General features: G+C 61.6%; 29 protein-coding genes and 1 tRNA gene. 20 read left to right on the top strand and 10 right to left on the bottom strand.

The annotated features are described in order from the left end of the window. Positions 1-2: 2 nt before the first annotated feature. The 6 genes from lipA to ACQ4MS_RS07715 form a co-directional block, all read right to left on the bottom strand. Positions 3-1,040, bottom strand: coding sequence for a lipoyl synthase (lipA, locus tag ACQ4MS_RS07740; RefSeq protein WP_431098839.1), 1,038 nt, complete (start codon positions 1,038-1,040; stop codon positions 3-5). Positions 1,041-1,090: 50 nt separating this feature from the next. Beyond that, positions 1,091-1,801, bottom strand: a complete 711-nt coding sequence (lipB, locus tag ACQ4MS_RS07735) for a lipoyl(octanoyl) transferase LipB (protein ID WP_431098838.1) — start codon at positions 1,799-1,801, stop codon at positions 1,091-1,093. Between the two features lie 22 nt (positions 1,802-1,823). Next, positions 1,824-2,141: a YbeD family protein gene (locus tag ACQ4MS_RS07730; RefSeq protein WP_431098837.1), complete on the bottom strand. Its 318-nt coding sequence runs from the start codon at positions 2,139-2,141 to the stop codon at positions 1,824-1,826. 14 nt (positions 2,142-2,155) lie between these two features. Then, positions 2,156-3,061 (bottom strand): D-amino acid aminotransferase, encoded by a 906-nt coding sequence (locus ACQ4MS_RS07725; RefSeq protein WP_431098836.1) that lies wholly within the window; start codon positions 3,059-3,061, stop codon positions 2,156-2,158. 72 nt (positions 3,062-3,133) lie between these two features. Continuing rightward, on the bottom strand, positions 3,134-3,679 hold the full coding sequence (locus tag ACQ4MS_RS07720) for a DUF2062 domain-containing protein (protein ID WP_431098834.1): 546 nt from the start codon (positions 3,677-3,679) through the stop codon (positions 3,134-3,136). 37 nt (positions 3,680-3,716) lie between these two features. After that, positions 3,717-4,163: a DUF4149 domain-containing protein gene (locus tag ACQ4MS_RS07715; protein WP_431098832.1), complete on the bottom strand. Its 447-nt coding sequence runs from the start codon at positions 4,161-4,163 to the stop codon at positions 3,717-3,719. A gap of 221 nt (positions 4,164-4,384) precedes the next feature. On the opposite strand from ACQ4MS_RS07715, the gene ACQ4MS_RS07710 reads away from it, so the two are divergent. From ACQ4MS_RS07710 to ACQ4MS_RS07650, 13 genes are all read left to right on the top strand, one after another. Beyond that, positions 4,385-4,885, top strand: a complete 501-nt coding sequence (locus tag ACQ4MS_RS07710) for an ATP synthase subunit I (RefSeq protein WP_431098831.1) — start codon at positions 4,385-4,387, stop codon at positions 4,883-4,885. A gap of 12 nt (positions 4,886-4,897) precedes the next feature. Continuing rightward, positions 4,898-5,776 (top strand): F0F1 ATP synthase subunit A, encoded by an 879-nt coding sequence (gene atpB / locus ACQ4MS_RS07705; protein ID WP_431098830.1) that lies wholly within the window; start codon positions 4,898-4,900, stop codon positions 5,774-5,776. Between the two features lie 59 nt (positions 5,777-5,835). Then, positions 5,836-6,099: a F0F1 ATP synthase subunit C gene (gene atpE, locus ACQ4MS_RS07700; protein ID WP_007868969.1), complete on the top strand. Its 264-nt coding sequence runs from the start codon at positions 5,836-5,838 to the stop codon at positions 6,097-6,099. A 74-nt stretch (positions 6,100-6,173) separates the two neighbouring features. After that, positions 6,174-6,644, top strand: coding sequence for a F0F1 ATP synthase subunit B (locus tag ACQ4MS_RS07695; RefSeq protein WP_431098828.1), 471 nt, complete (start codon positions 6,174-6,176; stop codon positions 6,642-6,644). 12 nt (positions 6,645-6,656) lie between these two features. Beyond that, the gene (locus tag ACQ4MS_RS07690) at positions 6,657-7,187 is read left to right on the top strand and encodes a F0F1 ATP synthase subunit delta (protein ID WP_431098826.1); all 531 of its coding nucleotides are present in this window, start codon (positions 6,657-6,659) and stop codon (positions 7,185-7,187) included. 63 nt (positions 7,188-7,250) lie between these two features. Then, positions 7,251-8,804: a F0F1 ATP synthase subunit alpha gene (gene atpA, locus ACQ4MS_RS07685; protein WP_431098825.1), complete on the top strand. Its 1,554-nt coding sequence runs from the start codon at positions 7,251-7,253 to the stop codon at positions 8,802-8,804. Between the two features lie 63 nt (positions 8,805-8,867). After that, positions 8,868-9,734 (top strand): F0F1 ATP synthase subunit gamma, encoded by an 867-nt coding sequence (gene atpG, locus ACQ4MS_RS07680; RefSeq protein WP_431098824.1) that lies wholly within the window; start codon positions 8,868-8,870, stop codon positions 9,732-9,734. A gap of 5 nt (positions 9,735-9,739) precedes the next feature. Continuing rightward, positions 9,740-10,255 (top strand): hypothetical protein, encoded by a 516-nt coding sequence (locus ACQ4MS_RS07675; RefSeq protein ID WP_431098823.1) that lies wholly within the window; start codon positions 9,740-9,742, stop codon positions 10,253-10,255. A 28-nt stretch (positions 10,256-10,283) separates the two neighbouring features. Then, a complete protein-coding gene (gene atpD / locus ACQ4MS_RS07670; RefSeq protein WP_431098822.1) occupies positions 10,284-11,699 on the top strand; it encodes a F0F1 ATP synthase subunit beta in 1,416 nt (471 codons plus the stop codon). Between the two features lie 122 nt (positions 11,700-11,821). Continuing rightward, positions 11,822-12,238: a F0F1 ATP synthase subunit epsilon gene (locus tag ACQ4MS_RS07665; protein WP_007868942.1), complete on the top strand. Its 417-nt coding sequence runs from the start codon at positions 11,822-11,824 to the stop codon at positions 12,236-12,238. A gap of 221 nt (positions 12,239-12,459) precedes the next feature. After that, positions 12,460-13,527 (top strand): ligase-associated DNA damage response exonuclease, encoded by a 1,068-nt coding sequence (locus ACQ4MS_RS07660; protein WP_431098821.1) that lies wholly within the window; start codon positions 12,460-12,462, stop codon positions 13,525-13,527. Then, positions 13,524-15,176, top strand: coding sequence for an ATP-dependent DNA ligase (locus tag ACQ4MS_RS07655; protein WP_431098820.1), 1,653 nt, complete (start codon positions 13,524-13,526; stop codon positions 15,174-15,176). The genes ACQ4MS_RS07660 and ACQ4MS_RS07655 overlap by 4 nt, the downstream gene beginning before the upstream one ends. 686 nt (positions 15,177-15,862) lie before the next feature. Next, positions 15,863-16,003: a hypothetical protein gene (locus ACQ4MS_RS07650; protein WP_431098819.1), complete on the top strand. Its 141-nt coding sequence runs from the start codon at positions 15,863-15,865 to the stop codon at positions 16,001-16,003. Positions 16,004-16,045: 42 nt separating this feature from the next. Here the strand turns inward: ACQ4MS_RS07650 and ACQ4MS_RS07645 are convergent, their stop codons facing one another. From ACQ4MS_RS07645 to ACQ4MS_RS07635, 3 genes are read right to left on the bottom strand one after another with little or no spacing between them, the layout of a single operon-like run. Continuing rightward, entirely contained in the window at positions 16,046-16,588 is a 543-nt protein-coding gene (locus tag ACQ4MS_RS07645; RefSeq protein WP_431098818.1) for a TPM domain-containing protein, read from the bottom strand. 5 nt (positions 16,589-16,593) lie between these two features. Then, positions 16,594-17,502: a TPM domain-containing protein gene (locus ACQ4MS_RS07640; RefSeq protein WP_431098817.1), complete on the bottom strand. Its 909-nt coding sequence runs from the start codon at positions 17,500-17,502 to the stop codon at positions 16,594-16,596. A 37-nt stretch (positions 17,503-17,539) separates the two neighbouring features. Next, entirely contained in the window at positions 17,540-18,139 is a 600-nt protein-coding gene (locus ACQ4MS_RS07635) for a LemA family protein (protein ID WP_431098816.1), read from the bottom strand. Positions 18,140-18,184: 45 nt separating this feature from the next. On the opposite strand from ACQ4MS_RS07635, the gene ACQ4MS_RS07630 reads away from it, so the two are divergent. Genes ACQ4MS_RS07630 through ACQ4MS_RS07615 form a run of 4 tightly spaced genes read left to right on the top strand, consistent with a single transcriptional unit; the run spans position 18,185 to position 21,180 of the window. After that, positions 18,185-19,045 carry a hypothetical protein gene (locus ACQ4MS_RS07630; RefSeq protein ID WP_431098814.1) on the top strand — a complete coding sequence of 287 codons (861 nt, stop codon included), beginning with the start codon at positions 18,185-18,187 and terminating at the stop codon, positions 19,043-19,045. 8 nt (positions 19,046-19,053) lie between these two features. After that, positions 19,054-19,500: a YybH family protein gene (locus tag ACQ4MS_RS07625; protein WP_431098812.1), complete on the top strand. Its 447-nt coding sequence runs from the start codon at positions 19,054-19,056 to the stop codon at positions 19,498-19,500. 11 nt (positions 19,501-19,511) lie between these two features. Beyond that, positions 19,512-20,558, top strand: coding sequence for a YheT family hydrolase (locus ACQ4MS_RS07620; RefSeq protein WP_431098810.1), 1,047 nt, complete (start codon positions 19,512-19,514; stop codon positions 20,556-20,558). A 55-nt stretch (positions 20,559-20,613) separates the two neighbouring features. Continuing rightward, positions 20,614-21,180, top strand: coding sequence for a DUF2946 family protein (locus ACQ4MS_RS07615; protein WP_431098808.1), 567 nt, complete (start codon positions 20,614-20,616; stop codon positions 21,178-21,180). A gap of 97 nt (positions 21,181-21,277) precedes the next feature. Here ACQ4MS_RS07615 and ACQ4MS_RS07610 read toward each other — a convergent pair whose 3' ends face one another. Beyond that, positions 21,278-21,832: a c-type cytochrome gene (locus ACQ4MS_RS07610; protein WP_431098806.1), complete on the bottom strand. Its 555-nt coding sequence runs from the start codon at positions 21,830-21,832 to the stop codon at positions 21,278-21,280. Between the two features lie 226 nt (positions 21,833-22,058). Between ACQ4MS_RS07610 and ACQ4MS_RS07605 the strand changes: the two genes are divergently transcribed. The 3 genes from ACQ4MS_RS07605 (at position 22,059) to ACQ4MS_RS07595 (ending at position 26,853) form a co-directional block, all read left to right on the top strand. Then, a tRNA-Arg gene (locus ACQ4MS_RS07605) sits at positions 22,059-22,134 on the top strand. Between the two features lie 546 nt (positions 22,135-22,680). After that, positions 22,681-23,724, top strand: coding sequence for an alpha/beta fold hydrolase (locus tag ACQ4MS_RS07600; RefSeq protein WP_431098805.1), 1,044 nt, complete (start codon positions 22,681-22,683; stop codon positions 23,722-23,724). Positions 23,725-23,823: 99 nt separating this feature from the next. Further along, positions 23,824-26,853: a ShlB/FhaC/HecB family hemolysin secretion/activation protein gene (locus tag ACQ4MS_RS07595; RefSeq protein ID WP_431098803.1), complete on the top strand. Its 3,030-nt coding sequence runs from the start codon at positions 23,824-23,826 to the stop codon at positions 26,851-26,853. The last annotated feature ends 6 nt before the right edge of the window (positions 26,854-26,859 follow it).

Raw genomic sequence — 26,859 nt, 5'->3', positions numbered from 1 at the left:
AATCAAAGGGCGGCGAGGGCCGCGTCTGCCTTGTCGGCCACGCCCGCGGCGTGGGCCTGTTGGTCGGCGTGGTAGCTGCTGCGCACCATGGCGCCCACAGCCGCGTGGGTGAAGCCCATCTTGTAGGCTTCCTCTTCAAACATCTTGAAGGTGTCGGGGTGTACGTAGCGGCGTACCGGCAGGTGGCTGGTGGAGGGCGCCAGGTACTGGCCGATGGTCAGCATGTCGATGTTGTGCGCGCGCATGTCGCGCATGACCTGCAGAATTTCTTCATCAGTCTCGCCCAGGCCGACCATGATGCCACTCTTGGTCGGCACATCGGGGTGCAGCGCCTTGAACTTCTTGAGCAGGTTGAGGCTGAACTGGTAATCGCTGCCGGGGCGTGCTTCTTTGTAAAGGCGCGGCGCGGTTTCGAGGTTGTGGTTCATCACGTCGGGCGGCGCGGCTTTCAGGATCTCGAGCGCGCGGTCGTCGCGGCCGCGGAAGTCGGGCACGAGGATTTCAATCGTGGTGGCGGGCGAGAGTTCGCGGATTTTTTGAATGCATTCGACAAAGTGGCCGCTGCCGCCGTCGCGCAGGTCGTCGCGGTCCACGCTGGTGATCACGACGTATTTCAGCTTCAGCGCGGCGATGGTTTTGGCCAGGTTCAGCGGCTCGTTCACGTCGAGTGGATCAGGCCGGCCATGGCCCACATCGCAGAAGGGGCAGCGGCGCGTGCACTTGTCGCCCATGATCATGAAGGTGGCCGTGCCTTTGCCGAAGCATTCGCCGATGTTGGGGCAGCTGGCTTCTTCGCACACCGTGTTGAGCTTGTTCTCGCGCAGGATCTGCTTGATCTCGTAGAAACGCGTGGTCGGGCTGCCGGCCTTGACGCGGATCCAATCGGGCTTTTTGAGCATTTCGCCCTGCACCACCTTGACGGGGATGCGCGACAGCTTGGCCGCGGCCTTTTGCTTGGCCAGCGGGTTGTAGCCTTCCACGGTCTGGACGTCGCGGACCACGGGGTTGGCCGTGGCTTGGAGGGGGTCAGGTGTGCTCATGAATAGGTGTTTTCGTGTTGGCGGCAGGTGGCTTTGCGCTTCAGGGAGTTTCAAGGCGCCAGGTAGGTGACGAGCTTGCGGCCCAGCACATCCGCGGCTTCCTGCCAGCTTGCCGATACCCCGATTGTAGAAAGGTCTGTGGTTTTCAGCCCCACATAGCCGCAGGGGTTGATGCGCGAGAAGGGTTCCAGGTCCATCGCCACGTTGAGCGCCACCCCGTGGTAGGTGCAATGGTGGCTGACCTTGATGCCCAAAGCGGCGATCTTGCCCAGGCCGCGAAAAGGGTCCACCGGATTGACTGGACCCGTCAGGGCGGCATGGGAGGCCGGGTCGTCCAGCCGCACATAAATGCCGGGCGAGCCCGTCACCCGATGGCCGGTCACGCCGAAGTGCGCCAAGGTCTTGATGACGGACTCTTCGATGCGGTAGACGTATTCCTTGACGTAATAGCCGGCGCGCTTCAGGTCAATGAGCGGGTACGCCACCACCTGGCCGGGGCCGTGGTAAGTCACCTGGCCGCCGCGGTTGGTCTGCACCACCGGTATGGCGCCGGGATTGAGCACATGGTCGCTTTTGCCCGCCAGCCCCTGGGTGTAGACCGGCGGGTGCTCACAAATCCATAGCTGGTCGCGCGCATTTTGATTGGGCTGGAGCCCGTTTTCGCTTGAATTTTCCGCGCTGCGCGCCGCCGTGAAAGCTTGCATGGCTTCGTAGGTCGGGAGGTAGTCGACCCGGCCCAGAGTGCGTGTTTCGGCCTGCATGACGGCGCTTCTCCGTGCCTGCCTAGAGCACTACTTTGACCATGGGGTGCGTCGACAGCGTGCGGTAAAGCTCGTCCAGCTGCTCGCGGCTGGTCGCCGTGACAGTGATGGTCACGCCCAGGTAGTTGCCGCCCTTGCTTTCGCGCAGTTCAATGGTGGAGGCGTCGAAGGCAGGGTCGAACTGGTGCGCCACCGAAGTAATGGCCGCAACCAGGCCGTCGACTTTGTGGCCCATGACCTTGATGGGGAATTGCGACGGGTACTCGATCAAAGACTCCTGGCGCGAAGGCTCGGTACCGGGAACACCGATGATTTTCGGGAGGTCGGGGGAAGTCGTCATGGCAAGGGGTCCTTTCAGGCCTGTTTGGCGCGCTGGTATTCAGCGTACAGCTTTTTGTAGATGGGGCCGGGCTGGCCTTTTTCCACGCCGTGGCCTACGGGCTGGCCGTCCAGCAGGGTCACCGGCAACACTTCCTTGGTGGCGGACGACAGCAAAACTTCATCGGCGTCCAGCACCTCGGCGCGCGTGATGCGGCGCAGCTCAAAAGGGATGCCCGCCGCGCTGCAGATTTCTTCGATGAGGCCAAAGCGGATGCCTTCGAGCACGAGGTTGTCCTTGGGCGGGCCCATGACTTTGCCGCCCTTGACGATCCAGACATTGCTGGACGCGGCTTCGCTCAGGTAGTCGCCGCGGAACATCACGGTCTCGACCGCGCCGGCGTCCACGCTGATCTGGCGCGCAAACACCGCGCCCAGGAGGCTGGTGCTTTTGATGTGGGCTTTTTCCCAGCGGAAGTCGTCGGCGGTGACGCAGGCCACGCCTTTTGTGCGCGCCTCCTCGCCTGGCAGTTTCATCGGATTGCACATGACAAACACGGTAGGTGTCAGGCCCGGCAGCATGGGGTGGTCGCGCATGGCCACACCGCGGGTGATCTGGATATACACCAGTTGATTGCCTTTTTCGGCTGCAGTCCCTGTGGTTTGTGCGCAACCAGCTATCAATTTAAGAGCAATTTCCAGCCACTCGGCACGGGTCAACGGGTTGGTGATGCGCAGTTCAGTGAGGCTGCGCTCCAGCCGCGCCATGTGATGCGCGAAGCGAAACAGTTTGCCTGCGTACGCGGGCACCACTTCGTAGATGCCGTCGCCGAAGATGAAGCCCCGGTCCATCACGCTGATCTTTGCATCCTTGAGCGGCGTGAATTCGCCGTTGAGGTAGCAGGGTGTTTCGGGAAGGGCACTGGCAATAGGCGTTGTCATGAAGTTTGGAAAGAAGATGAAGTGAAGTGCCGGGGTGGCTGATGGGATGGCCTGAGCCAGATTGTCTAACGTCTACCGCCTGATGGCCTGGCGCCGGCGGCGTTTGAACCAGATGCGAATACGCCAGCCAAGCTTGACCAGCAGGTAGCCGGTAGTGGAGCCGACCACGGCGAAAATACCCATGCCCAGAATGGCGGGCCCGCCGAAAGAGGCCAGCCAGGCCATGATGCCTGCGCCATCCGTCATGGGAATGGGCGGGGGCGCATCCAGGACGAGGCCGCCCACCTGGTAGGCCAGCCAGAGCCAGAAGCCGACCGTAAAGGGGTTGGTGATGAAGGTGATGCCGGCGGCAACCGGAATATTAGCGCGCCACCAGACGCTGTGAATGGCTGCGGCCACAATTTGAGCAAACGGCAGGGCAAACGCCCAGAAAATGCCAATGGCCACGCCGCGTGCCACGGCCTCATGTTGCAGGCGCCACAGCTGGGGCTCCAGTAGCCGGTGTGCGACAGGCCTGAGCCAGGGGTTGGCTACCAATACTTCGCGCGTGGGCACGGACGCCTTCAGCCGGTCGGTCCAGTGTGTGGGCTGCGGCGCCTTCTTTTTAGGCGCACTCATGACGGGCTGCGTTCAAGGTGGTCGGTTCGCCCCGGCATCAAACAAGAAAGATGACCGCGGCGATCGCCAGGGTGCCCAGGACCAGGTTGACTATGGCCAGGGTGGCGATCTGTGCGACACGGCGGCCACCCTCGGGCCAGTCAGATGTTGCGACGGCAAGTTTCAGGCGCCGGAACGGGCCGAAATATAAATGTCCGAACAAGGCAAACATCAAAAGACCGATACCGAACATCAGGTGCCAGCCTATGGGGACGTTTTTCATGCCTACCGACAGCAGCATGGCCAGGCCCGTGACCAGCAGGATGCCGATGGCTGCCCAGACCAGTCCAAAAAACCGGCGGAGTATCTGTGCGATCAATGGCAGCCGTTGTGGCGGCGCCAACTGCTCGGCGGCAACGGGCCTCAGGGCAAACAACATGAAGGCGACCCCGCCCAGCCAGGCAATCGCAGCAGCAAGGTGCAGGAATTTCATCAGGGCGGGCATGGCATCTTTCGTGGGATTTGATTCGCAGCGGGCATACCGGCGGGTGTGCTGCTTCAGCGGTGATTGTGAACCAGCGCCCGTGTTTCGGGATGAAAACCCCCAATCGCCCCAAATTCAGATTCAAACCCTGGGTTTTGCGGGCGCTCAGGGGTTTCTACGTATAATCAAGGGCTTTGCTAATAACGGCTTGCGTAACTTTCCCGTAATTTGTGGTGTCCAGAATGGCAAATTCGGCGAAATCAGCAGCGAGCCCGGGAAACCGGGGCGTTGCACAAGACTTTGAGGCAGGGGAAGAGAGTTTCAAGACCCTAACCCGCGAAGAAGCCCAAAAGCTTCGTGAAGCGAGGCCTCAGGTGTCTCCCTGGTCGGTGTTGGCGGGGCAGTTGGTAGCCGGAATTGTGGTGGCATGTGTCGCCTGGGCTCTGACTGGGCAGCGGTCAATTGGATGGTCGGCGCTCTATGGGGCGTTGGCGGTGGTGATTCCGGCGGCGCTCTTTGCGCGCGGTTTGACCGGCAAGGTTTGGTCGATGAACCCCGGCACTGCGGTGATGGGGTTCTTCTTGTGGGAAATGGTCAAGATCGCCTTGACGGTGGCAATGCTTTTTGCCGCTCCAAGGCTGGTTTCGATGCTGAGTTGGCCGGCAATGCTGGTTGGCCTGGTGGTGACAATGAAAGTGTCCTGGCTGGCGTTAATGTTCGCGGCCAGGCGCAATAAACTTTGAGGCGAGCAATAAATGGCTGCTGAGAATGCTGCTGGACAAGGTGGTCAGACCGCTGGTGAATACATCGTTCACCATTTGACGCATTGGCGTAACAAAGAGCTGGTTGGCCCATTCGATCTGACCGTCATCAATATCGATTCAACGATTTTCAGCATTCTGCTGGGCGTGATCGGCTGCTTCCTGCTCTGGAAGGCTGCTCGCAAGGCCACCTCCGGCGTTCCTGGGCGCTTCCAGGCTGCGGTTGAAATTCTGGTCGAAATGGTCGACGCGCAAGCCAAGGGCATCGTGCACAACGCTGAAAGCCGCAAGCTGGTCGCCCCGCTGGCACTGACGGTGTTTGTCTGGATTTTTCTGCTCAATGCGATGGACTTGCTGCCGGTCGATCTGCTCCCCGCGATCTGGGCTGCCATCTATGGCGCTGCCGGCCTTGATCCGCATCACGCCTACATGCGCTCTGTGCCAACTGCTGACTTGTCCGTCACCATGGGCCTGTCGCTCGGCGTGCTGATCACTTGCCTGGTTTACAACGTCAAGATCAAGGGCGCTGGCGGCTGGGTTCATGAGTTGTTCACGGCGCCTTTCGGCAACCACTGGGCGCTTTACCCCTTCAACTTCCTCATGCAGATGATCGAGTTCGTCGCCAAGACCGTCTCGCACGGCATGCGGCTGTTCGGCAATATGTATGCCGGTGAACTGATTTTCCTGCTGATCGCCCTGATGGGTGGCGCGTTTGCCTCCGTCTCGCTGGGCACCGGTATTGCGCTGGCCATTGGTCACATCATCGCCGGCTCGGCCTGGGCGATTTTCCACATCCTGATCATCACGCTGCAGGCGTTTGTGTTCATGATGCTGACCCTGGTGTACATCGGCCAGGCGCACGATCACCATTAATCAGGTATCCCTGTTTTTCGTTTCTTTTTTCTCTCGTAACCAAGTCCTAAGGAGTCATCATGGAAGTTATTAGTTTTGTCGCTCTGGCCGCCGGCCTCATCATCGGTCTCGGCGCTGTCGGTGCTTGTATCGGCATCGGCATCATGGGCAGCAAATACCTCGAAGCAGCTGCACGCCAGCCTGAGCTGATGGGCGAACTGCAGACCAAGATGTTCCTGCTGGCCGGTCTGATCGACGCGGCTTTCATTATCGGTACGGGTATTGCGCTGTGGTTTGCCACTGCCAACCCATTCCTGGCGCAAATCGCCAACCTGCCTAAGTAAGCAATCATCAAAGTCCCAAGAATGTCATTCCTTCGGGTCGGCCATTGGCTGGGCCCCAAGGGAAAGGATGAGCAGTGAGCATTACCGGTACCCTTATTGTCCAGATGATCGTGTTCCTGATTTTGGTCGGGTTCACGATGAAATTTGTATGGCCACCCATCGCGGCGGCCCTGGACGCGCGTGCGCAAAAAATCGCTGACGGCCTTGCTGCCGCCGATAAAGCCAAGTCTGAACTCTCCGTCGCCAACAAGCGCGTGGAAGAAGAGCTGGCCAAGTCGCGCAACGAAGCGGCCGTGCGCCTGGCTGAAGCCGAGCGCAGGGGCCAGGCCCTGGTGGAAGAAGCCAAGGCCCGGGCAACCGAAGAAGGCAGCAAGATCATTGCCGCCGCCAAGGCCGAAGCTGAGCAGCAATCCGTCAAGGCTCGCGAAACCCTGCGTGAGCAGGTCGCCGCGCTGGCCGTCAAGGGCGCCGAGCAGATTCTGCGCAAGGAAGTCAATGCCAGCGTGCATGCCGACTTGCTGGGCCGCCTGAAGACCGAACTCTAAGCGAGCATCAACATGGCCGAACTAGCCACCATTGCCCGTCCTTACGCCGAAGCCCTGTTCAAGGCCTCCGGCTCTGACCTGGGCGGCACCGCCGTCTGGCTCGATGAGCTGGCCGCCATTGCTGCGAATGAGCAGCTGCAGCAGTTCGCCGGTAACCCCAGCGTGACTTCGGCGCAGGCGTTCGACGTGATTTCAGGCGTTGCCAAGACGAAACTGCCGGACGCCGCAAAGAACTTCCTGCGTACGGTGATCGAGAACGATCGCCTCAGCGTCTTGCCGGAAATCGCCGCGCAGTTTCGCGCGCTGAAAAATGCGCAAAGTGGTTCGTCCGATGCGACTGTCTATAGTGCGTTTGCGCTTGACGGTGCAGCGTTAGCCGATCTGTCGGCAACGCTGGAAAAACGCTTTGGCAAGAAGCTCAACCTTCAGGTTGAGCTGGAGCCGGCCCTAATCGGGGGCGTGCGAGTCGTGGTGGGTGACGAGGTGCTGGACACCTCGGTGAAAGCCCGTTTAGAGCAAATGAAAGTGGCGCTGATTTCCTGAGCCCGGTGCCCAGGCGCCATCACAGGTTTTTAGCCAACAACATACTGAAAGAAGGAAAGAGTCATGCAACTCAATCCCGCAGAAATTTCTGAACTGATCAAGAGCCGCATCGAGGGCTTGGCCGGAAGCAGCGACATTCGCAACCAGGGCACCGTGGTGTCCGTCACCGACGGTATCGTCCGTATCCACGGCTTGTCCGACGTGATGCAGGGCGAGATGCTGGAATTCCCCGCAACCGCTGATGGCACCCCCACCTACGGCCTGGCGCTGAATCTTGAGCGCGACTCCGTCGGCTCCGTGATTTTGGGCGAGTACGAGCACATCGCCGAAGGCGACACCGTGAAGTGCACGGGCCGTATTCTGGAAGTGCCTGTGGGTCCTGAGCTGCTTGGCCGCGTGGTCAATGCACTGGGCCAGCCAATCGACGGCAAGGGTCCGATCAACGCCAAACTTACTGATGTGATTGAAAAGGTCGCGCCTGGCGTGATCGCCCGTAAATCCGTAGACCAACCTCTGCAGACCGGCCTGAAGTCCATCGACTCCATGGTGCCCGTCGGCCGCGGCCAGCGCGAACTGATCATCGGCGACCGCCAGACCGGCAAGACCGCCGTGGCCATCGACGCCATCATCAACCAGAAGGGCAAGGGCGTTTCCTGCGTCTACGTCGCGATCGGCCAGAAGGCTTCGTCGATCAAGAACGTGGTGCGCGCGTTGGAGCAAGCCGGCGCGATGGAGTACACCATCGTTGTGGCCGCTGCCGCTTCCGAGTCCGCCGCCATGCAATACGTGAGCGCCTACTCCGGTTGCACGATGGGTGAATACTTCCGCGACCGCGGCGAAGACGCGCTGATCGTGTACGACGACCTGTCCAAGCAAGCTGTGGCTTACCGCCAGGTCTCGCTGCTGCTGCGCCGTCCACCAGGACGCGAAGCCTATCCTGGCGACGTGTTCTATCTGCACAGCCGTCTGCTCGAGCGCGCAGCTCGCGTGAACGAAAAATACGTTGAAGATTTCACCAAGGGCGCCGTCAAGGGCAAGACCGGTTCGCTGACCGCGCTGCCGATCATTGAAACGCAAGCCGGTGACGTGTCCGCTTTCGTTCCGACCAACGTGATCTCGATCACCGATGGCCAGATCTTCCTGGAAACCAGCCTGTTCAATGCCGGTATTCGTCCCGCCATTAACGCCGGTATCTCGGTATCCCGCGTCGGTGGCGCTGCCCAGACCAAGCTGATCAAGAACCTCTCCGGCGGTATCCGTACCGACCTGGCCCAGTACCGCGAGTTGGCTGCTTTCGCGCAGTTCGCTTCCGACCTGGACGAAGCCACCCGCAAGCAGCTGGACCGCGGCGCCCGCGTGACCGAGTTGCTCAAGCAGGCCCAGTACTCGCCTTTGTCCATCTCCAACATGGGCGCCACGCTGTTCGCCGTGAACAAGGGTTTCATGGACGACGTGGAAGTCAAGAAGGTCCTGGCTTTCGAGCACGGCCTGCATGCCTTCCTGAAGGACAAGAACGCGGCCCTGATGGCCAAGCTCGAAGCCAACAAGGCCATGGACAAGGACGCTGAGGCTGAACTGAACGCGGCCGTGACCGAGTTCAAGAAGTCGTTTGCCTGATCTCGCCTGACGCATCGTCAAGCAAGTAATTAAGCAACCCTCAGGAACCCCTTAGGAATCCATATGGCAGCAGGCAAGGAAATACGCGGCAAGATCAAATCGGTGGAAAACACCAAGAAGATCACCAAGGCCATGGAAATGGTGGCCGCCTCCAAGATGCGCAAGGCGCAGGAGCGGATGCGCGCTGCCCGTCCTTACAGCGACAAGATCCGTAACATCACCGCCAACCTGAGTCAGGCCAACCCCGAGTACACCCACGCGTTCATGGAGTCCAACGACGCCAAGGCCACCGGGTTCATCGTGGTGACGACTGACAAGGGCCTGTGCGGCGGCATGAATACCAACGTGCTGCGTGCTGTGACCGGCAAGCTCAAGGAAGTGCAGGCCGCAGGCCATGACACGAAGGCAGTGGCCATCGGCAACAAAGGTCTCGGTTTTCTGAACCGGGTGGGCGCCAAGGTGGTGTCGCATGCGACGCAACTGGGCGACAAGCCGCACCTGGAAAAGCTGATCGGCCCCGTCAAGGTTTTGCTCGACGCCTACAGCGAAGGCAAGATCAACGCGGTGTACCTGTGCTACACCAAGTTCATCAACACCATGCGCCAGGAGCCTGTGGTCGAGCAGCTGCTGCCTTTGACGGCAGCACACCTGCAGGCCGACAAGGACCAGCATGGCTGGGACTATATCTACGAGCCTGACGCGCAGACCGTGATCGACGACCTGTTGATCCGCTACGTGGAAGCGCTGGTGTATCAGGCGGTTGCCGAGAACATGGCGTCCGAGCAGTCTGCCCGCATGGTGGCCATGAAGGCCGCAACGGACAACGCCGGCAGCGTGATTGGCGAACTCAAGCTGGTTTACAACAAAACGCGTCAAGCGGCGATCACGAAAGAACTTTCGGAAATCGTTGCCGGTGCTGCAGCGGTCTGATGCGCATGAAAACCATCCTCACCGTGATCCTGGCTTCAGTTTTGGCGCTTGCCGGTTGCGGCATCTCGTCGAAGTCGAAGACGCTCAGCAGCAACTCTTCGACGGCGACCAATGTCGCGGGGTTGAGCATGAAAATTTCGGACGCAGCCCGCGCCCGCATGCGGGACAATCCAGGTTTCAAGGAAGACCAGTTGCAGTCAACGATCAAAGATGATCTGACCAAACGCAAGCTGTTGCTGTCTAGCTCGAAGCAAACCCTTGATGTGAATGTGACTGATCTGCGCGTGCGTAATGGCGCGGCTGTCTACTTCGCCGGCGTGTTCGCGGGCAATGACTTTGTGGTGGCCGATGTCATCGTCAAGGACGCGGCTGGCAACATTCTCAAAAGCAGCCAGATTAACGTGACGTTCCGCCTTGCGAGTTGGGCAAGCTTGGGAACCGCCGCGCGCAATGCGCAAATGTATGAGACGTTTGCGCGCCATGTGGCCGCAGTAGTCGATCCTTCCATCTCGGTGGAATGAGTCAAAAATCTGATAACGGAGTTTCAATATGAATAACGCTTCAAAAGCCCAAGGCAAAATCGTTCAGTGTATTGGTGCGGTGGTTGACGTGGAATTTGCCCGCGACCAGATGCCCAAGATCTATGACGCGCTGAAAATGGAAGGCTCCGCGCTGACGCTGGAAGTTCAGCAGCAGCTGGGTGACGGCATTGTGCGTACCATCGCGCTGGGCACATCCGACGGCCTGCGCCGCGGTAACGTCGTGTACAACACCGGCGCCAACATCACGGTTCCCGTGGGCAAAGCCACGCTGGGCCGCATCATGGACGTGCTGGGTGCGCCTATTGACGAGCGCGGCCCGGTTGACCAGACCCTGACCGCCCCGATCCACCGCAAGGCGCCTGCTTATGACGAACTGTCGCCATCGCAGGAACTGCTGGAAACCGGCATCAAGGTGATTGACCTGGTTTGCCCGTTCGCCAAGGGCGGCAAGGTGGGCCTGTTCGGCGGTGCCGGCGTCGGCAAGACCGTGAACATGATGGAACTCATCAACAACATCGCCAAGGCGCACTCGGGCTTGTCCGTGTTCGCCGGTGTGGGTGAGCGTACCCGCGAAGGCAATGACTTCTATCACGAGATGGCCGACTCCGGCGTCGTGAACCTCGAGAACCTCGGCGAATCCAAAGTGGCCATGGTCTACGGCCAAATGAACGAGCCCCCAGGAAACCGTCTGCGCGTGGCGCTGACTGGCCTGACCATCGCCGAGTCTTTCCGTGACGAAGGCCGTGACGTGCTGTTCTTTGTGGACAACATCTATCGTTACACGCTGGCCGGTACCGAAGTTTCCGCGCTGCTGGGCCGTATGCCTTCCGCCGTGGGCTACCAGCCTACGCTGGCCGAAGAAATGGGCCGCCTGCAAGAGCGTATTACCTCCACCAAGGTCGGCTCCATCACTTCCATCCAGGCCGTTTACGTTCCTGCCGATGACTTGACCGACCCGTCGCCTGCCACCACCTTTGCCCACCTGGACTCCACCGTGGTGCTTTCGCGTGACATCGCTTCGCTGGGCATCTATCCCGCTGTGGACCCGCTCGACTCCACCAGCCGCCAGCTGGACCCGAACGTCGTGGGCGAAGACCACTACGCCACGGCCCGTGCCGTGCAGGGCACGCTGCAGCGCTACAAGGAACTTCGCGACATCATCGCGATTCTGGGTATGGACGAACTGGCCCCTGAAGACAAGCTGGCCGTGGCTCGTGCCCGCAAGATCCAGCGTTTCCTGTCGCAGCCTTTCCACGTCGCTGAAGTGTTCACCGGCTCTCCCGGCAAGTACGTCAGCCTGGCCGAAACGATTCGCGGCTTCAAGATGATTGTGTCCGGCGAGTGCGATCACCTGCCGGAACAGGCTTTCTACATGGTCGGGACCATCGACGAAGCCTTCGAAAAAGCCAAAAAGGTGGCGTAAAGCGGCCATTTGGGCGATCCGCGTTGTTGGCGTGCTCAATGTGCATTTGCACATTTCCGCGCGCCGCCTAGCGGCTCATCTCAACTGACCACTTTCCATCCCCCTTTTTAATTGGAGTACGTATGAGCACCATTCACGTCGACGTCGTATCCGCAGAAGAGTCCATCTTCTCGGGCGAAGCCAAGTTCGTGGCATTGCCCGGCGAGGCTGGCGAGCTGGGCATTTACCCGCGCCACACGCCGCTGATCACCCGCATCAAGCCGGGCGCCGTGCGCATTGAAAAGGCCGACGGCACGGAAGAATTCGTCTTCGTGGCTGGCGGCCTGCTCGAAGTGCAGCCCAACTGCGTGACGGTCTTGAGCGACACCGCCATCCGCGGCAAGGACCTGGACGAGACCAAGGCCAGCGAAGCCAAGGCTGCAGCCGAAGAAGCGCTGAAGAACGCCAAGAGCGACATCGACATCGCCATGGCCCAGTCCGAGCTTGCCGTCATGGCCGCGCAGATCGCCGCCCTGCGCAAGTATCGCCAGAAGAAGTAACAGACAAACAAGCCTCCGGTCTAACGGATCGCATCAAGCCCCTGCCGAAAGTCAGGGGCTTTTTTCATGGCCGGGCGACATGAAATGTAAGCCCTTGCTGACAGTACAAACGCCTTGTGGCGCTCAGTAAGCCGGAAACGGCCAGATTAGCATCATTGCCTGACCGGCGCCGGTGTATTGGCTTCGGTTCCCGAACTGCATGCACGGAGCGAGCGCACAGCATGGACCTGATCGTGGCAAGGCCGGAAGGCCTGTATTGCGCGGCGGGCGATTTTTACATCGACCCGTGGCGGCCTGTCGGCCATGCCGTGATCACGCATGCCCACTCGGACCACGCGCGCGCCGGCCACGGCAACTATTTGGCGCACGCCGACAGCGAAGGCACGCTGCGCACGCGGCTCGGGGAGATCAGGCTCCAGACCCTGGCTTACGGCAAAACGCAGGAACGCAACGGCGTCAAGATCTCGCTGCACCCGGCCGGCCATGTGCTGGGCTCGGCGCAGGTCAGGGTGGAGTTCCGCGGTGAAGTGTGGGTCGCCTCGGGCGACTACAAACTCGACGCCGACGGCACCTGCGCGCCGTTTGAGCCCGTGCCCTGCGACACCTTTATCACCGAGTCCACCTTCGGCCTGCCGATCTACCGCTGGCCCACGCAGCAGGCGCTGTTCGCGGAGATCAACGCCTGGTGGCGGGGCAATGCGGATGAAGGTCGCGCGTCGGTGCTGTTCTGCTACGCCTTCGGCAAGGCGCAGCGCATCCTGCACGGCGTGGACGCCGGCATAGGGCCCCTCATCATGCACGGCGCGGTCGAGCCGCTCAATGCGGTGTACCGCGTGGCCGGCGTCGCCTTGCCACCCACGCTGCGCGTGACCGATGCCGGCGTCACACCTGCGCTGCTCAAGCGCGCCCTGGTGCTGGCGCCGCCCTCGGCCCAGGGAACGCCGTGGATGCGGCGCTTCGGTAATTACTCGGACGCCTTCGCCAGCGGCTGGATGCAATTGCGCGGCACGCGGCGGCGCCGCGGTGTGGACCGCGGGTTTGTCATGTCCGACCATGCCGACTGGCCCGGCCTGCAGAACGCCATCGCCGGCACCGGTGCCGGGCGCGTCATGGTCACGCACGGCAGCGTTGCAGTGATGGTGCGCTGGCTCAGGGAGCTGGGCCTGCAGGCCGAAGGTTTCAAGACTGAGTATGGAGACGAGGACGTGGCCGACCGGGCCCAAGCTGAAGCCCCGGCACAAACGGCGGCGGCCACGACTGCGGACGGTGAAAAAACCGGCGACGCATGAAGGCCTTCGCCGCGCTTTACCGCGAACTCGACGCGACCACCTCCAGCCTGGCCAAGCAGGCGGCACTGCAGCGCTACCTGCAGGATGCCGCTCCAGGCGACGCAGCCTGGGCCGTCTATTTCCTGGCCGGCGGCAAACCGCGCCAGCTGGTGCCGACCAAGCTGCTTCGCCTGCTCGCGCAGGAGGCCGCCGGCCTGCCCGAATGGCTGTTCGACGAGAGTTACGAGGCCGTGGGTGACCTCGCAGAGACGATTTCGCTGCTGCTGCCGCCACCCACCGAGCAGCATGACCTGGGCCTCGCCGCCTGGGTGGAGCAGCACCTGCTGCCGCTGCGGGCTTTGGGTAAAAACCATCCGGATGCATTGCCTGATACCTTGCGCGCGCAGTGGCACCGCCTCGCCGAGGAGCGGCTGGTTTACTTCAAGCTCATGACCGGCAGCTTTCGCGTCGGCGTCTCGCGCCTGCAGGTGACGCAGGCGCTGGCAGCCGTGGCTGGTGTCGACGCCAAGCGCGTGGCCCAGCGCCTTATGGGCTACACCCACATCAGCGGCCAGCCCACAGCCGCCGACTATGCCGCGCTGGTTTCCGCAGAAAGCAACGGTGAGCTGGACCAGAAGACCAGCGGCCAGCCCTATCCCTTCTTTCTCGCGCATCCCTTCAACGCCGACGTCGAGCAGTTCGATGCGCTGCTGGGTCCATCGGCCGGCTGGCTGGTCGAATGGAAGTGGGACGGCATACGCGCGCAACTCGTCAAACGCGCGGGCCAGGTCTGGTTGTGGTCGCGCGGGGAGGAGCTTGTGACCGAACGCTTTCCCGAACTCGCCGCCATGGGCGAGACGCTTCCCGACGGCACGGTGCTCGACGGCGAAATCGCCGTCTGGCGCGAAGACAAGGTCAGGCCCTTCGCCGAGCTGCAAAAACGCATAGGCCGAAAGACGCTGGGCCCGAAGCTGCTGCGCGACATCCCGGTGGTGTTGCTGGCTTACGACCTGCTTGAGTGGCAGGGCCGGGACCTGCGCGCCTTACCGCAGGTGGAACGCCGCGTGTTGATGGACGAGCTGGTCACGCAGCTGCAACACCCGCAGCTAATCGCCAGCCCGATGCTGACCGGCGAGAGCTGGCAGGACCTGGCGCGCCAGCGCGAAGCCGCGCGCGAGATGGGCGTCGAAGGTTTGATGCTCAAGCAGCGGCAGGCCGCCTACGGCGTGGGCCGCACCAAGGACGTCGGCACCTGGTGGAAGTGGAAGATAGACCCGTTCAGCGTGGACGCAGTGCTGATTTATGCGCAGCGCGGCCACGGCCGGCGCGCCAGCCTCTACAGCGACTACACCTTCGCCGTCTGGGATGCAGCGCCCGGCACGCCGGATCGCAAGCTCGTTCCCTTTGCCAAGGCCTACTCGGGCCTGACCGACGAGGAGATGGGCCGTGTCGACGCGGTGATCCGCAAGACCACGGTCGAAAGCTTCGGGCCCGTGCGCAGCGTCAAGCCCACGCTGGTGTTCGAACTCGGCTTTGAAGGCATTGCGCGCAGCAGCAGACACAAGAGTGGCATCGCCGTGCGCTTTCCGCGCATGCTCCGCTGGCGCGAAGACAAGCCGGTGGAAGAGGCCGACACGCTGGAAACACTGGCCGCGTTGCTTCCACCATGAATACGGCCTGCCCCGCTGCTCAAGCCGCACCAGACAGCGGCATCGGGGCGCGCGGCTGGAAGTCCTTCAAATTCCGGCGCGAGGTACAAACGGTTCCAGCGAGGCAGTCAGGTCTGCTCCCTGTCAACTTGGGGGATGGCAAATGTACGCCTCTGGTTGGCCATTCTTGGAGTTTTACGGCCCTAGCCCCTTATAAACATGCGCAAGTTGCTATCAAAATAATAGCGAATTGTCGCGTGAAAAATCTGCACCCGCCCAAGCACCGACTGTCCCGTAGGCCGCGCCCAGCAGGCACAGGCCGTGCACCTGATACGGAAGATGCCCTGGTTGGGTGAGACTGGCCGTTGCCGATGAATGACACGGGTTGCCTGGCAGCAAGCGCGGCATGCAGGTGTACCTCGTCCTGTGGCAATGACGGCGGCTGGTTGTGGATCTGGGGTCGATGCGCAGTGGCTGCGGCGCCACATGCGCATTTCACCATGCGGATCCTCGAAGGCATGCACACTCAGGAGAAATATGCGGCTATCCCCATATAGGCTGTGCACAGGCAGCTATCAAATATGAAGCGTTCGCTGAAAAATGACGTGTCTGGTCCGGCGAAGTAACAACTAGACACCCTAAATGACAGCCATGGAGCGGGCTGCCCCTTATCGTGGTGGTGGGTCAAGCCAACAAGGAGGTGCGAAATGGACAGTCTTCTAGACAGCCTGATATGGGGAGAAGAAGCACCAGGACGTCCGGCCAGGCGCGTGCGCAAGACATGGCTGGCGCGGGCCGCGCTCGCCGTGGTTGCTCTCTTTGTGTTGGTCGTGGTTCTGGCGCCTTGACGCGGCCTTATCGGTTCCAGGCGCGCAGCGGCTACCAGCCGGCTATTGCAGCACAGGCGCGTCAGGCAGTTCGTTCGGGTTGTGCAATGCGCTGCCCGGCGTGCCGTCGCCGGAAAAATGCGTCATCAGCAGCGCAGAGGTTTCTTCCAGTGCCTGCGTCAATCCGTCCTCATACCGTTTTTCCCTGAACGCCTTGGCCATGCGGGCCATCATGGCTTGCCACTGCTCCTGGCTTACATGCCGTGCCACGCCGCGATCCGCGACTATTTCAATGGCATGTTCGGCCAGCAAGACATAGATCAGCACGCCGTTGTTGTGCTCGGTGTCCCACACCCGCAATTTGCCAAACATCGTGACTGCGCGCTGGCGCGTGAGCTGGCCGATGGACTGGTGCTTGCCCAGCCGCCACAGATAGCTCATCGGCAGCGAAGCTTCCACGCAGATGCGGATCTCGCCGCTGTGCCTTCGCTCGCTGGCTGCCACCCGCCTGGCCAGCCGGTCAAGCATGTCAGGTGCAATGACGCGCTGGGCATCGGAGGCATCCAGCCACAGGTGTTTGAGAAAGGTTTTGAGCTTGCCTGACATGATGCCTACCAATCTCCTGACGCGCCGCCGCCGCCGAAATCACCGCCGCCGCCACTGCTGAATCCGCCGCCGCCCCAGCTTCCCCCGCTGCTGCCGCCGCCAAATCCACCGCCAAAGCCACCGGTGGTCCAGCCGCCGGAGCGGCCGCCGCGGCTCAAGGCCCCCAGACTGGCCACCAGCGCAAACACCATGGCCGCCACTGTCGCCAGGCCGGCCACGACCAGGCTGCTGGTGAACACCCAGGCCAGCACCCCGACGGCGCCACCGGTGGCGATGGAACCCAGCTTTCGTCCCAGCAGTCCGGCTGCCAGGCGCCCGCCAATTGGCACGGCAAAAAAGAGGAACACCGCGAGGTCAGTCCACTCAAAGCCGCTGTCCGCTATGCCTGACGTTTTCTTTCGCTGGGGCGCCGGCAGGTTTTCACCGCTGATCAGCGCCATGATCTGGCCAGCCGCGGCATCCAGCCCACCGGCAAAATCGCCTTGCTTGAAGCGTGGGGTGATGGCAGTGTCTATCACCTGGCGCGCCGCGAGGTCTGGAATGGCACCTTCCAGCGCCTTGGTAGTTTCGATACGAACCTTGCGGTCGTTTTTGGCCACGACCAGCAACAGGCCGTCGCCCACGTCCTTGCGGCCTATTTTCCAGGTATCGCCTACGCGCTGGGCATAGGCTGCGATGTCTTCGGGCTGGGTGCTCGGCACGATGAGCACCACCACCTGTGCCCCGCGGCTTTGCTCGAACGCCGTGAGTTTGGCTTCCAGTGCTGCGCGCTGCGCGGTGTCCAGCGTACCGGTGCTGTCCATGACATGGGCTGTGAGGGCCGGCACCGGCTGTACGCCTTGCGCCCATGCCGCAAGTGGCAGCCACACGGCAAGCAGCAACGCCGGTACCCAGCGGAGGCTGCGGCGAGACATCCAACCCGCTAGTTGCTGCACGTCAGGACCCGTAAACTTATTTCTTGGTGAAGTCCACCACCGGCGGCGCGGAAATCTGCGCCTCATTGGCCACAGTGAAGTTCGGCTTGACGTTGTAGCTGAAGATCATGGCCGTCAGGTTGCTTGGAAAGCTGCGCGTCAGCACGTTGTACTCCTGCACCGCCTGGATATAACGGTTGCGTGCCACCGTGATGCGGTTCTCAGTGCCTTCCAGCTGCACGCGCAGGTCGCGAAAGCCCTGGTTGGCCTTGAGGTCGGGATAACGTTCACTGACCACCATCAGGCGGCTCAGCGCACTGCCGAGTTCGCCTTGTGCCGCCTGGAATTTCTGGAAGGCGGCCGGGTTGTTCAGGGTCTCCGGCGTCACCTGGATGGAGGTGGCCTTGGCGCGTGCTTCAATCACCTTGGTCAGGGTGTCCTGTTCAAAAGCGGCTTCGCCCTTGACCGTGGCCACAATGTTGGGCACCAGGTCGGCGCGGCGCTGGTACTGGTTCAGCACTTCGGACCAGGCCGATTTGGTTTGTTCATCCAGGCGCTGAAAGTCGTTGTAGCCGCAACCTGTGAGGAGCAGGCCCAGCATGCTGACAAGAATCAGGTTTAAAAAGCGGGAATTCATGGCGATGCCTTTCGAAAATGCAAGCCGCAACACTAACATAGTCGAATGTCGCTGACGTCCCGTTCTTCTACTCCCAACAACCCACTACATGCCCTGCAGGCTGCGTTGCGTCCGTCGCCTGCTGGGACTGAAAAGCCGCGCCTGATGGTTGCCGGCGCCACCGGCGTTTTGGGCAATGAAGTGTTGCGCCGCCTTGTGGGCGGTGGACGGTATGCGCACACCGAAGTGCTGGCCACCGAAGCCATGACTGCGGGAATGGCTGGGGTCGGCATCGTGCTGGCGCAAGACCCGGCATTAATGGAAACATGGAACGCCCGGCCAGGGCAGGTTCATACCGGCCTTGTCATGTTTGAACCACCGCGGCTTTATTACGGACGTGAGCGCACGCTGTGGACGCCGGTGCCGGGGCAACTTCCGGCGTTGGCGCGCTGGCTGAAACGCTGCGGTGCGCAGACCCTGGTCGTGGTGGTGCCCCATGCCTCGGGGCGGTTGCCTGACGCACTCAAGCGTGGGCTGGCCGATCTTGATGAACAGGCGGTCGCGTCGCTGGGTTTCGAGCGCGTGCTGCTGGTGCGCTCGGCGCGCAAGACGGAAGGCATTGCGGGCGCCAATTTTTTCGAGAAGACGGCGTCGTGGATGCTGTCGACCCTCAGGTTCATGATTCCCGCTGCCGAGCAGCCAGTGCGCCCCGCCAAGCTGGCGGAATTTATCGACGCCGCACTGCAGGTCCTGCCGCCCGGTACCCACGTCGCGGCGCCCGAACTGCTTTGGCAGGCCAACCAGAGTGGAGGCCACGGCTGGCGGGCCAAGGCAGAAGACACCGGTATGCAAAGTGTCGTACGCTCGTGGCTTGCTGCGAGGGGTAATCCCGAGCAGAATTCAACACCCAACGCCAAGCCGGACTGACGCCTTCCATGCCCAAACCCAAAGTCCCGCCCGCGAGCAGCGGCAACGCCGATGACATCGAGGCGGCTTTTTACGAGGCGCTGCAAAGCGGCGATATTGAAAAGCTCATGGCTTGCTGGGGCGATGAGGATGACATCGTCTGCGTGCATCCGGGTAGCGCCCGGCTGGTGGGTCCGGCGGCCATACGCGCTACCTTTGACGCCATGTTTTCCAACGGCACCATCAACGCCCAGGCCATCAAGGTGCGCAAGGTCGAAACCATGAGTGCCTGTGTGCACAGCGTGCTCGAACGCATCGAAGTGCTGACTGACGAAGGGCCACGGCATGCCTACGTGATTGCCACCAACGTCTACCACAAGGGTGCACAAGGCTGGCGCATGGTGGCCCACCATGCGAGCCCCGGCACGCCGCGCGAAATGCAGGAAGTGTCGGAAACGCCGGCCGTCCTGCACTGAAGAGGAATGCGATGAACTACGCAGCACCCTGGTGGCTGCCGGGCGGCAACTTGCAAACCATCTGGGCTGCGCTGCGGTCACGCCGCTACCTCGGCCCGCCGCCTGTGTTTCGGCGCGAGCGTTGGGATACTCCCGACAGCGATTTTGTCGACGTGGACTGGCTAGATGATGCCCCCACACTTGTCACTGCGTGTACTACGCTGCCCCCCGGGGGGGCTGGCCTTGCTTGGGGCGGCCCGGGGCTGCAGCCTTCGGCTGCTCAGCGGCCGCTTCTGGTGGTGTTCCATGGGCTGGAGGGTTCATCTGCCAGCCACTATGCCGAAGCGTTTGCCGACGTTGCCCGCGAGCGTGGCTGGGGCTGCGCCATTCCGCATTTTCGGGGCTGTTCAGGTGAGCTGAACCTGGCGCCACGGGCGTATCACTCCGGGGATTTCGCAGAGATCGACTGGATACTGCGGCGTTTCGCACAATTTCATCCGGGGCCGATCGTTGCCGTAGGCATTTCATTGGGCGGCAATGCGTTGATGCGCTGGGCCGGGGAGCTTGGCGCAGAGGCTCGCGAAGTGGTTGCCGGCATTGCGTCAGTCTGTTCACCACTGGACCTGACAGCTGCCGGCTGGGCGATAGGGCAGGGATTCAACCGTCAGGTCTATACCCGGATGTTTCTCAGGACCATGGTGCCGAAGGCGCTGAAAAAGCTGGAGCAGCACCCGGGTCTATTTGACCGCGACCGATTGCTGGCCGCACGCGATTTGTACGCCTTTGACAATGTATTCACCGCGCCGGTCCATGGGTTCAAGGATGCGGATGACTACTGGCTGCGAGCCTCTGCCAAACCGCATTTGCGCAACATTGCCGTGCCAGCGCTCGCCTTGAACGCATTGAACGATCCCTTTGTGCCGGCCGGCAGCCTGCCGCAGGCCGCGGATGCGGGCGCCCATGTCACGCTGTGGCAGCCGGCACAAGGCGGCCATGTCGGATTTCCGTCGTCGCCGTTCCCGGGGCATGTGCGCGTCATGCCGGAGGCCGTCACCGGTTTCCTGGCCGCGCATCTTTAATGCGGCCTTAACCCTGCGGGAATCACGTGTGCCTGGCGCGGCGCAAAATGGCGGCATGGATGACATCGTCAGGCAAGCCATCGCCAAGTGGCCCAACGTTCCCGATTGCTATGGCTGGCTCGGGCTGGACGCGCGCGGCAACTGGTACATGCGTGACGACAGGGCCCAGGCTGCCGGTCCCTTCGGCGGGACTCCAGGCCTTGATGCTGCGCGCAATGCGGCCAGCAAGGGCTCACTGCTCAAGCACGACAAGCTGATCGATTTCATCCAGCGGAACTACGAAAGCGACGCTGCCGGACAGTGGTTTTTCCAGAATGGCCCGCAACGCGTATATGTGGAACTGGAGGCGACGCCGCTGATCTGGCGCGTGGGGGCTGCGCCTGTTTTTGAGGTCACTTCCCACACCGGTCAAACCGCGCGGCCCCAGCGGTGCATCGTGGACGAATCAGGCCGGGTGTATCTGGAAACCGACCTCGGCTTTGGCCTGGTGCACACGCAGGACATGACGCATGCCGCCGACGCGGTGGAGCAGGGCCTTTGGGTACCCGAGGAATCGCCCGCGGGTGACTTGCCTTCGCGGTTCGGCTATGTGCGCAGCCCTCAGGCGCTACAAAAAATATAGCATTCCGCGCAGGTGTTTCCTGGGCTACACGTTCTTTTTGCTTGAGAAATCAACAAAAAAGCCGGTCAAGACCGGCTTTGTGAGAGTGCAAGGCAGCTTACTTGGCGGCACTGGCCGCTGCTTGCGGCGCGGAAGCCGCGGCGGCAGGCGCTTTGGGTTCGGCAAATTTGCCACCGGCGGCTGCCGTCAGGTAAACCACGGCCTTGCCGATTTCAACATCTTCAAAGTCGCCGCCGCCCTGTGCGCCCATTGCGCCTTTGCCCTTCAGGGCCGAATGCCAGAGATTGTCGAAACCTGTCTTGATGCGTGCAGCCCAGGCGCCTGCATCGCCAAACTTCGGGGCACCTGCTGCGCCCGTGGCATGGCAGGCTGCGCACTGCGCCTTATAGACTTCTTCGCCGGATTTGAGAGGGCGATTGGCATCGCGAATTTCAACGGCGCCGATCTTCTGGATACGCTGCGCTACTGCTTTTGCGCTTTCGTCCGCGCCGGCAGCGGGTTTGTTGGCCGAGGCCACGTAGTACACCAGCCCGATGATGGCAAAAACGGGAACGACGAAAGAGAAAAAAACCGCGGCCAGCAGTTGCTGTGGGGTCTTGATAGGGCCGGTGTGGGCTTCTTCGTGGGCCGTGGTGTGGTCGTTTGCGCTCATGGCGTCCTCAAAAAACTAAAAATCGGGGGGCTATCGTATGGATGTTGCACTCTTGAGGAGCGCTCGCTCAGCAACCTCGCATTATAACTGGGGCTCCGCCGCACACTGAAGGGGCCGTGGCTGGCTGGTAGAATCAAGCGCTCTGCACAGTGCCTGTCATATGTGCAGTGCAAATTGCCTGAAGCCCGCCTTGCCGCAGGCTCCTGCGCAAACAATCTTCAGCGTTGCGGCTGTAGCTCAGTGGATAGAGTATTGGCCTCCGAAGCCAAGGGTCGTGGGTTCGATCCCCGCCAGCCGCACCAATTGCCGTCGTCGCGCAGCGGCATCATCACCATCATTGGCCACGCGAATCAGCGCGACTCCCGCCAGAAAAAGCGAGCCTCGAAGGCCGCTGTTGTGCATCGCGGCAGCCACGGACATTGGTGCGCTTAGGCTCTTCGCACTCGACAGCTGCACAGACCACGTTATCGGGAAACGTTAACCCCGCTGCATTGGCCCACTCGCCGAGCCCCCCCGTTTGCTCGCGCCGCGCGTTGCGTATTCGCTCTCCCGCTTGGTGCGTGATAGGGGCCAGTGGAAGGCGGATCCCATTTAAATACTTTAAAAGTATCAAGTGGATGAAATCTAGATATTTTACATGCGGCAAATGCGTTCCTAGAATCGCCAAAAGCCCGGTGATTTGCAAGTTGTTACAAACACGCTTCCCCCGGTAGCTGACAAAAAAGAATCGTGAAGGAAACGCTGGATCCGTGATCCATCTGTGGACGTATGCCGGGGAGAGACGGGCATTCGGGCACAAAGCGTCAATCCTTTCGATACCTGTTTTTTGACAAGGCGAGATAACAATCATGACGCGTAGTCGTAATAGATGGTTACAAGTAGTCGTGGCGGTGGGTCTGGCGTTCTTTGGTGCGCGGCTTTTCGCCGCAGCCGACAAGACAGCCGGCCAGCAGCCTGAGGAACAGGTGATCGATCTGGAGGCGGCGGGCGTCGCATACCCCTTTGCGGTCTATTCCAACATCGACATGCGCAGGCCGGTCGCCGGCATCAGCCGCGCAATCGTTTTTGTGCATGGTGTGAAGCGCGATGCCGACCGCTACTTTGGCGTGGGCCTCCGGCTGCTCGAGGCCGCGCGGCTCGATTCATCAAACACCTTGCTGCTGGTGCCCCACTTCCTGACCCAGTCGGATAACTCGCCTGACGGCAGTATTCCGCTTTGGCGCGGCGGTAACTGGATGCAGTGCCATGAATCCCGTGGCAAGGAGGCCATCAATTCCTGCGGCGTGCTGGACGACATCGCCCGCTACCTGAGCAACGGCAAGCGTTTTCCGGTGCTCAAGGAGATCGTCTTCATCGGCCACTCCGCTGGCGGCCAGCTGATGCAGCGCTACGCCGTGTTGAACAACAGCGAGGAAGCCCTGGGCAAGACGGGCATCCGTGTGCGTTATGTGATTTCCAGCCCGTCTTCCTACTTGTATCTGGATGGCAACCGTCCCGAGGGCGGGAGCTTCAAGCCGGTGAATACCGTTCTTTGTCCCGGCTACAACAACTTCCGCTACGGCCTGGGCAACATGGTTCCCTATGGACAGGGCCTGGACGGCGAACAGCTGTTCAAGCGCTATGCAGCGCGCGAGGTTCTCTACCTGGTCGGGGCACAGGACAACGACCCCGCTTACGAGTCGCTCGACAAAACCTGTGGTGCCGCCATGCAGGGCACGGACCGGCTGGACCGGCACAGGAACTACCTGCGCTACGAACAATTTTTGGCCCGGAAGTGGCAGACCCCGGTGACTCGCGGAGTCATGGTCGTGCCGGGTGCGGGTCACGAGGCGGCCGATATCTTTGAGTCGCGCGATGTCGCCGCAAAAATTTTCCAGGGAACTGACAAATAGCGGCGAGACGACAAGCACCAAGCCGGGAGCGGCAAAAAGAGAGCGCAAAAGGCGCGAAGCCACAACGAAAAGAAGACCACAACGAGAAGAAAACCAACCATGATGATCCCTCCACGTCTTGCCAAGCACCGCCGAAAAATCCTTGCCTCGCAAATCTGCGCGATGCTGGCCGCCGCGCCTTTTGCCACCCATGCACAAACGGGACCTAGCGCTGGCACCCTGTTTGACGCCAACCGGCAACAGCTTTCGCCTGCAGAAAACACCGGTGTGCCGGCGACGATGCAGCGCCCGGCGCGGATCGAGAAAGAGACCGAAGGCAGTGATGAGGGCCAGGGGCCTTCCGCGGGCGGGCCGGGCATCCAGGTCACTGGCTTTGTGCTGAGCGGCAACCGGTCCTTGCCGGCTTCCGAGCTGCAGGCCGAACTGCGGGAATTCGTCGGCCTTGAACTGGACTTCGCGGGGCTGGGCAAAGCCGCCACAAAAATCACGGCCTACTACCGTGCCCGGGGCTATCTGGTGGCGCGTGCATACCTGCCCGCGCAGGAAATAGCGGGCGGCCTGGTCACCCTCGGGATCCGCGAAGGCGTCATAGGCCGGGTGGTGGCCGAGCCCGATGCCAACGTGCGCCTGGACCGGACCCTGATAGATCGTCACCTCGCCGGATTGCGCCCGGGCGAGGTGATCCAGGAAAACGACCTGGAAAACACGCTGCTGCGATTGACCGATATCGCCGGCGTAACGATCAAGGCAGTGTTGCGTCCGTCGGCTGAGCCGGGCGCTACCGACATCGTCGTCAAGATCAGCGAGATGAGCGCGATCACCTCGCGCGTCAGCATCGACAACGCCGGCAGCTACTACACCGGTACCAACAGATTGTCCGCCAACCTGAGCCTCAATGATGCCCTGGGACAGGGCGAAACCTTCAGTCTGAACACGCAGCAGTCGTTTGAAGGCATGCGTATCGCCGGTATCAGCTACGCGCAGCCTATCGGCGCTACGGGCCTGTCTGTTGGCGCCGGTTTCGCCGGGCTGCAATACAACATCGGGAAGAACCTCAAGGAGGTGCAAGCCAGCGGTGAAGCCCAGATCAGCACAGTGTTCCTCAACGCTGCGCTGCTGCGCAGCCGGCGCGCCAACATCAATTTGTCGCTGGCCGCGGAAGACCGCCGCTTCCAGGATACGACAAGCGCTACGACTGTCGACAAATCCGCAAACTTCCTGAGCGCCGGCCTGTCTGGCGACTGGCGTGACGACTGGACCGGAGCGCCGGCCAGCAACAGCTGGAATGTGCGCGGCGGCCTGGGCCATTTGAAAAAGGAAACACCCAACGATGCCGCGCTCGACCGCTTCACTGCCAACGCGGCTGGCGACTATAAAAAACTCAACCTGTCTTTCAGCCGTCTGCAGCAACTGGGTGGTGGTTTTTCCCTGCTGGGCGCGGTTACGGCGCAGTATGCTGACAAGAACCTCGACGCGTCGGAAAAAATGAGTCTGGGCGGCGTCAACGGTGTACGCGCTTACCCGGCTGGTGAAGCTGCGGGCGACGAAGGCCTGCTCGCACGGCTGGAGCTGCGTAAAACCTTGGGCGTTGTCGGCAACTCCGTCGTGGAAGGCGCGCTGTTCGCTGACGCGGGGCGCGTGACGATCAACAAGAGGCCTTGGGACAACAGCGAAAACCGTGCAAGCCGCTATGGCTACGGCGTAGGCCTGAACATCTATAACAAGGATCTGGTATTCAATGCCAGCATTGCGGTGTCGCCCGGCGTTAATCCGTCCAGCGAGCCGAAGAGCGCGCGCCGCCTGTGGCTGTCGGTGTCGGGTTCGCCCCAAGCCTTCACGGGGTTGGCCTCCAGCAACCGCAGCCGAAGCGAGGATTTCGAGGAAGCGGAGGACGGCATGCTGCTGTACGGCTCGCTGGGCGTGATTCCCGAATACGTGGACCGCGCAGGCGCCACGCCTGCGGCACCTGCCGATCAAAGCAAGCTCGCCACGCCCAACGGGCGCAACATGTCGGGTTTCTGGCGCGCGCGTGACAACGTGTCATATATAGGCGCGCGGGGCGGCATCCCGATTCATGAGCGGTGGAAGCTGCTGTGGCAGCTGGAGCTGGGCCTGTCGCTGAGCGTAGGTGCTCCTGGTCCGGACCCCACACCGGATTGGACGCACAGGCAAGAGCTGCGCAATACCGGCGTGGCCGTCGCCCATCCTGACGCCGGCACCGCCATGTATGGCAATTGGGACATGCCGCTCAAGGAGAGCACCTCTTCCTTCGACCCTTTTGGGTCTACCACCAGCGCGGCCCACTACAACATCATCGGCTCGCCGGGCTTCGCGACCAGCATCACCCGGAACTCCGGGCCGGTGGGCACGGCGGCGGTAAACAACAATGACGACGCTGCCTTCAATCGCCGCCAGGCAGGTGTGTTCGGCTACTGGACGCCCAAGATGGGCGGGTTCCAGCTCAAGCTGGCGTATTCGAACAACGGCATGAAAGCCGCGCCGGACGTCGATACCGGCTACCTCTACGGCGGCAGCCTGTCGTATGAGCGCGGTGGCTTCTCCGCCGTGGTGGCAGTAGAGCAGCACGTGAACTACTTCGGCATCGCCAGCCTGGGCCGCAACGCGCGCGGCGTAGGCACCAACACTCACGTCACGCAGGGCACGTCGTCGAACGACTACAGCGTGCGCTATGGCGTAGCCTACGATTTCGGTGATACCAAGGTATCACTGATCGCCGACGAGCTGCACTATGCCGAGTCTGGCGTCATCAATACCAGCCTTACCTCGAGCGATCTTTCCAGCTACCGCCGCCATGCCTACATGCTCGGCGTCTCGCACAAGATAGGCGCCTGGCAGTTGCGCGCCAGCCATGCCAAGGCCTTCGCGGGCGACTGCACCATGATTTCCGGCAATGGTGTCAACTGCTCGACCGATGGCATGGGCGCAACCTCCCAGGCAATCGGCTTCTCCTATGCCTGGAGCAAGCAGCTCAGGATCTTCGGGCAGTACGTGGTGCTGCGCAACCAGCCGCTGGCCAACTACAACTATGCCGTCGCGGGTGTGTTTGGGTCCTCTGGCGTCGGCACCACGATTCGCGCAATCGGCTTCGGTATCAACTACACATTCTGAGGGGCT

This window comes from Polaromonas aquatica (genome assembly GCF_050626995.1).
GTDB lineage: Bacteria > Pseudomonadota > Gammaproteobacteria > Burkholderiales > Burkholderiaceae_C > Polaromonas > Polaromonas aquatica_A.
This window is presented reverse-complemented; position numbering and strand designations above follow the sequence as displayed.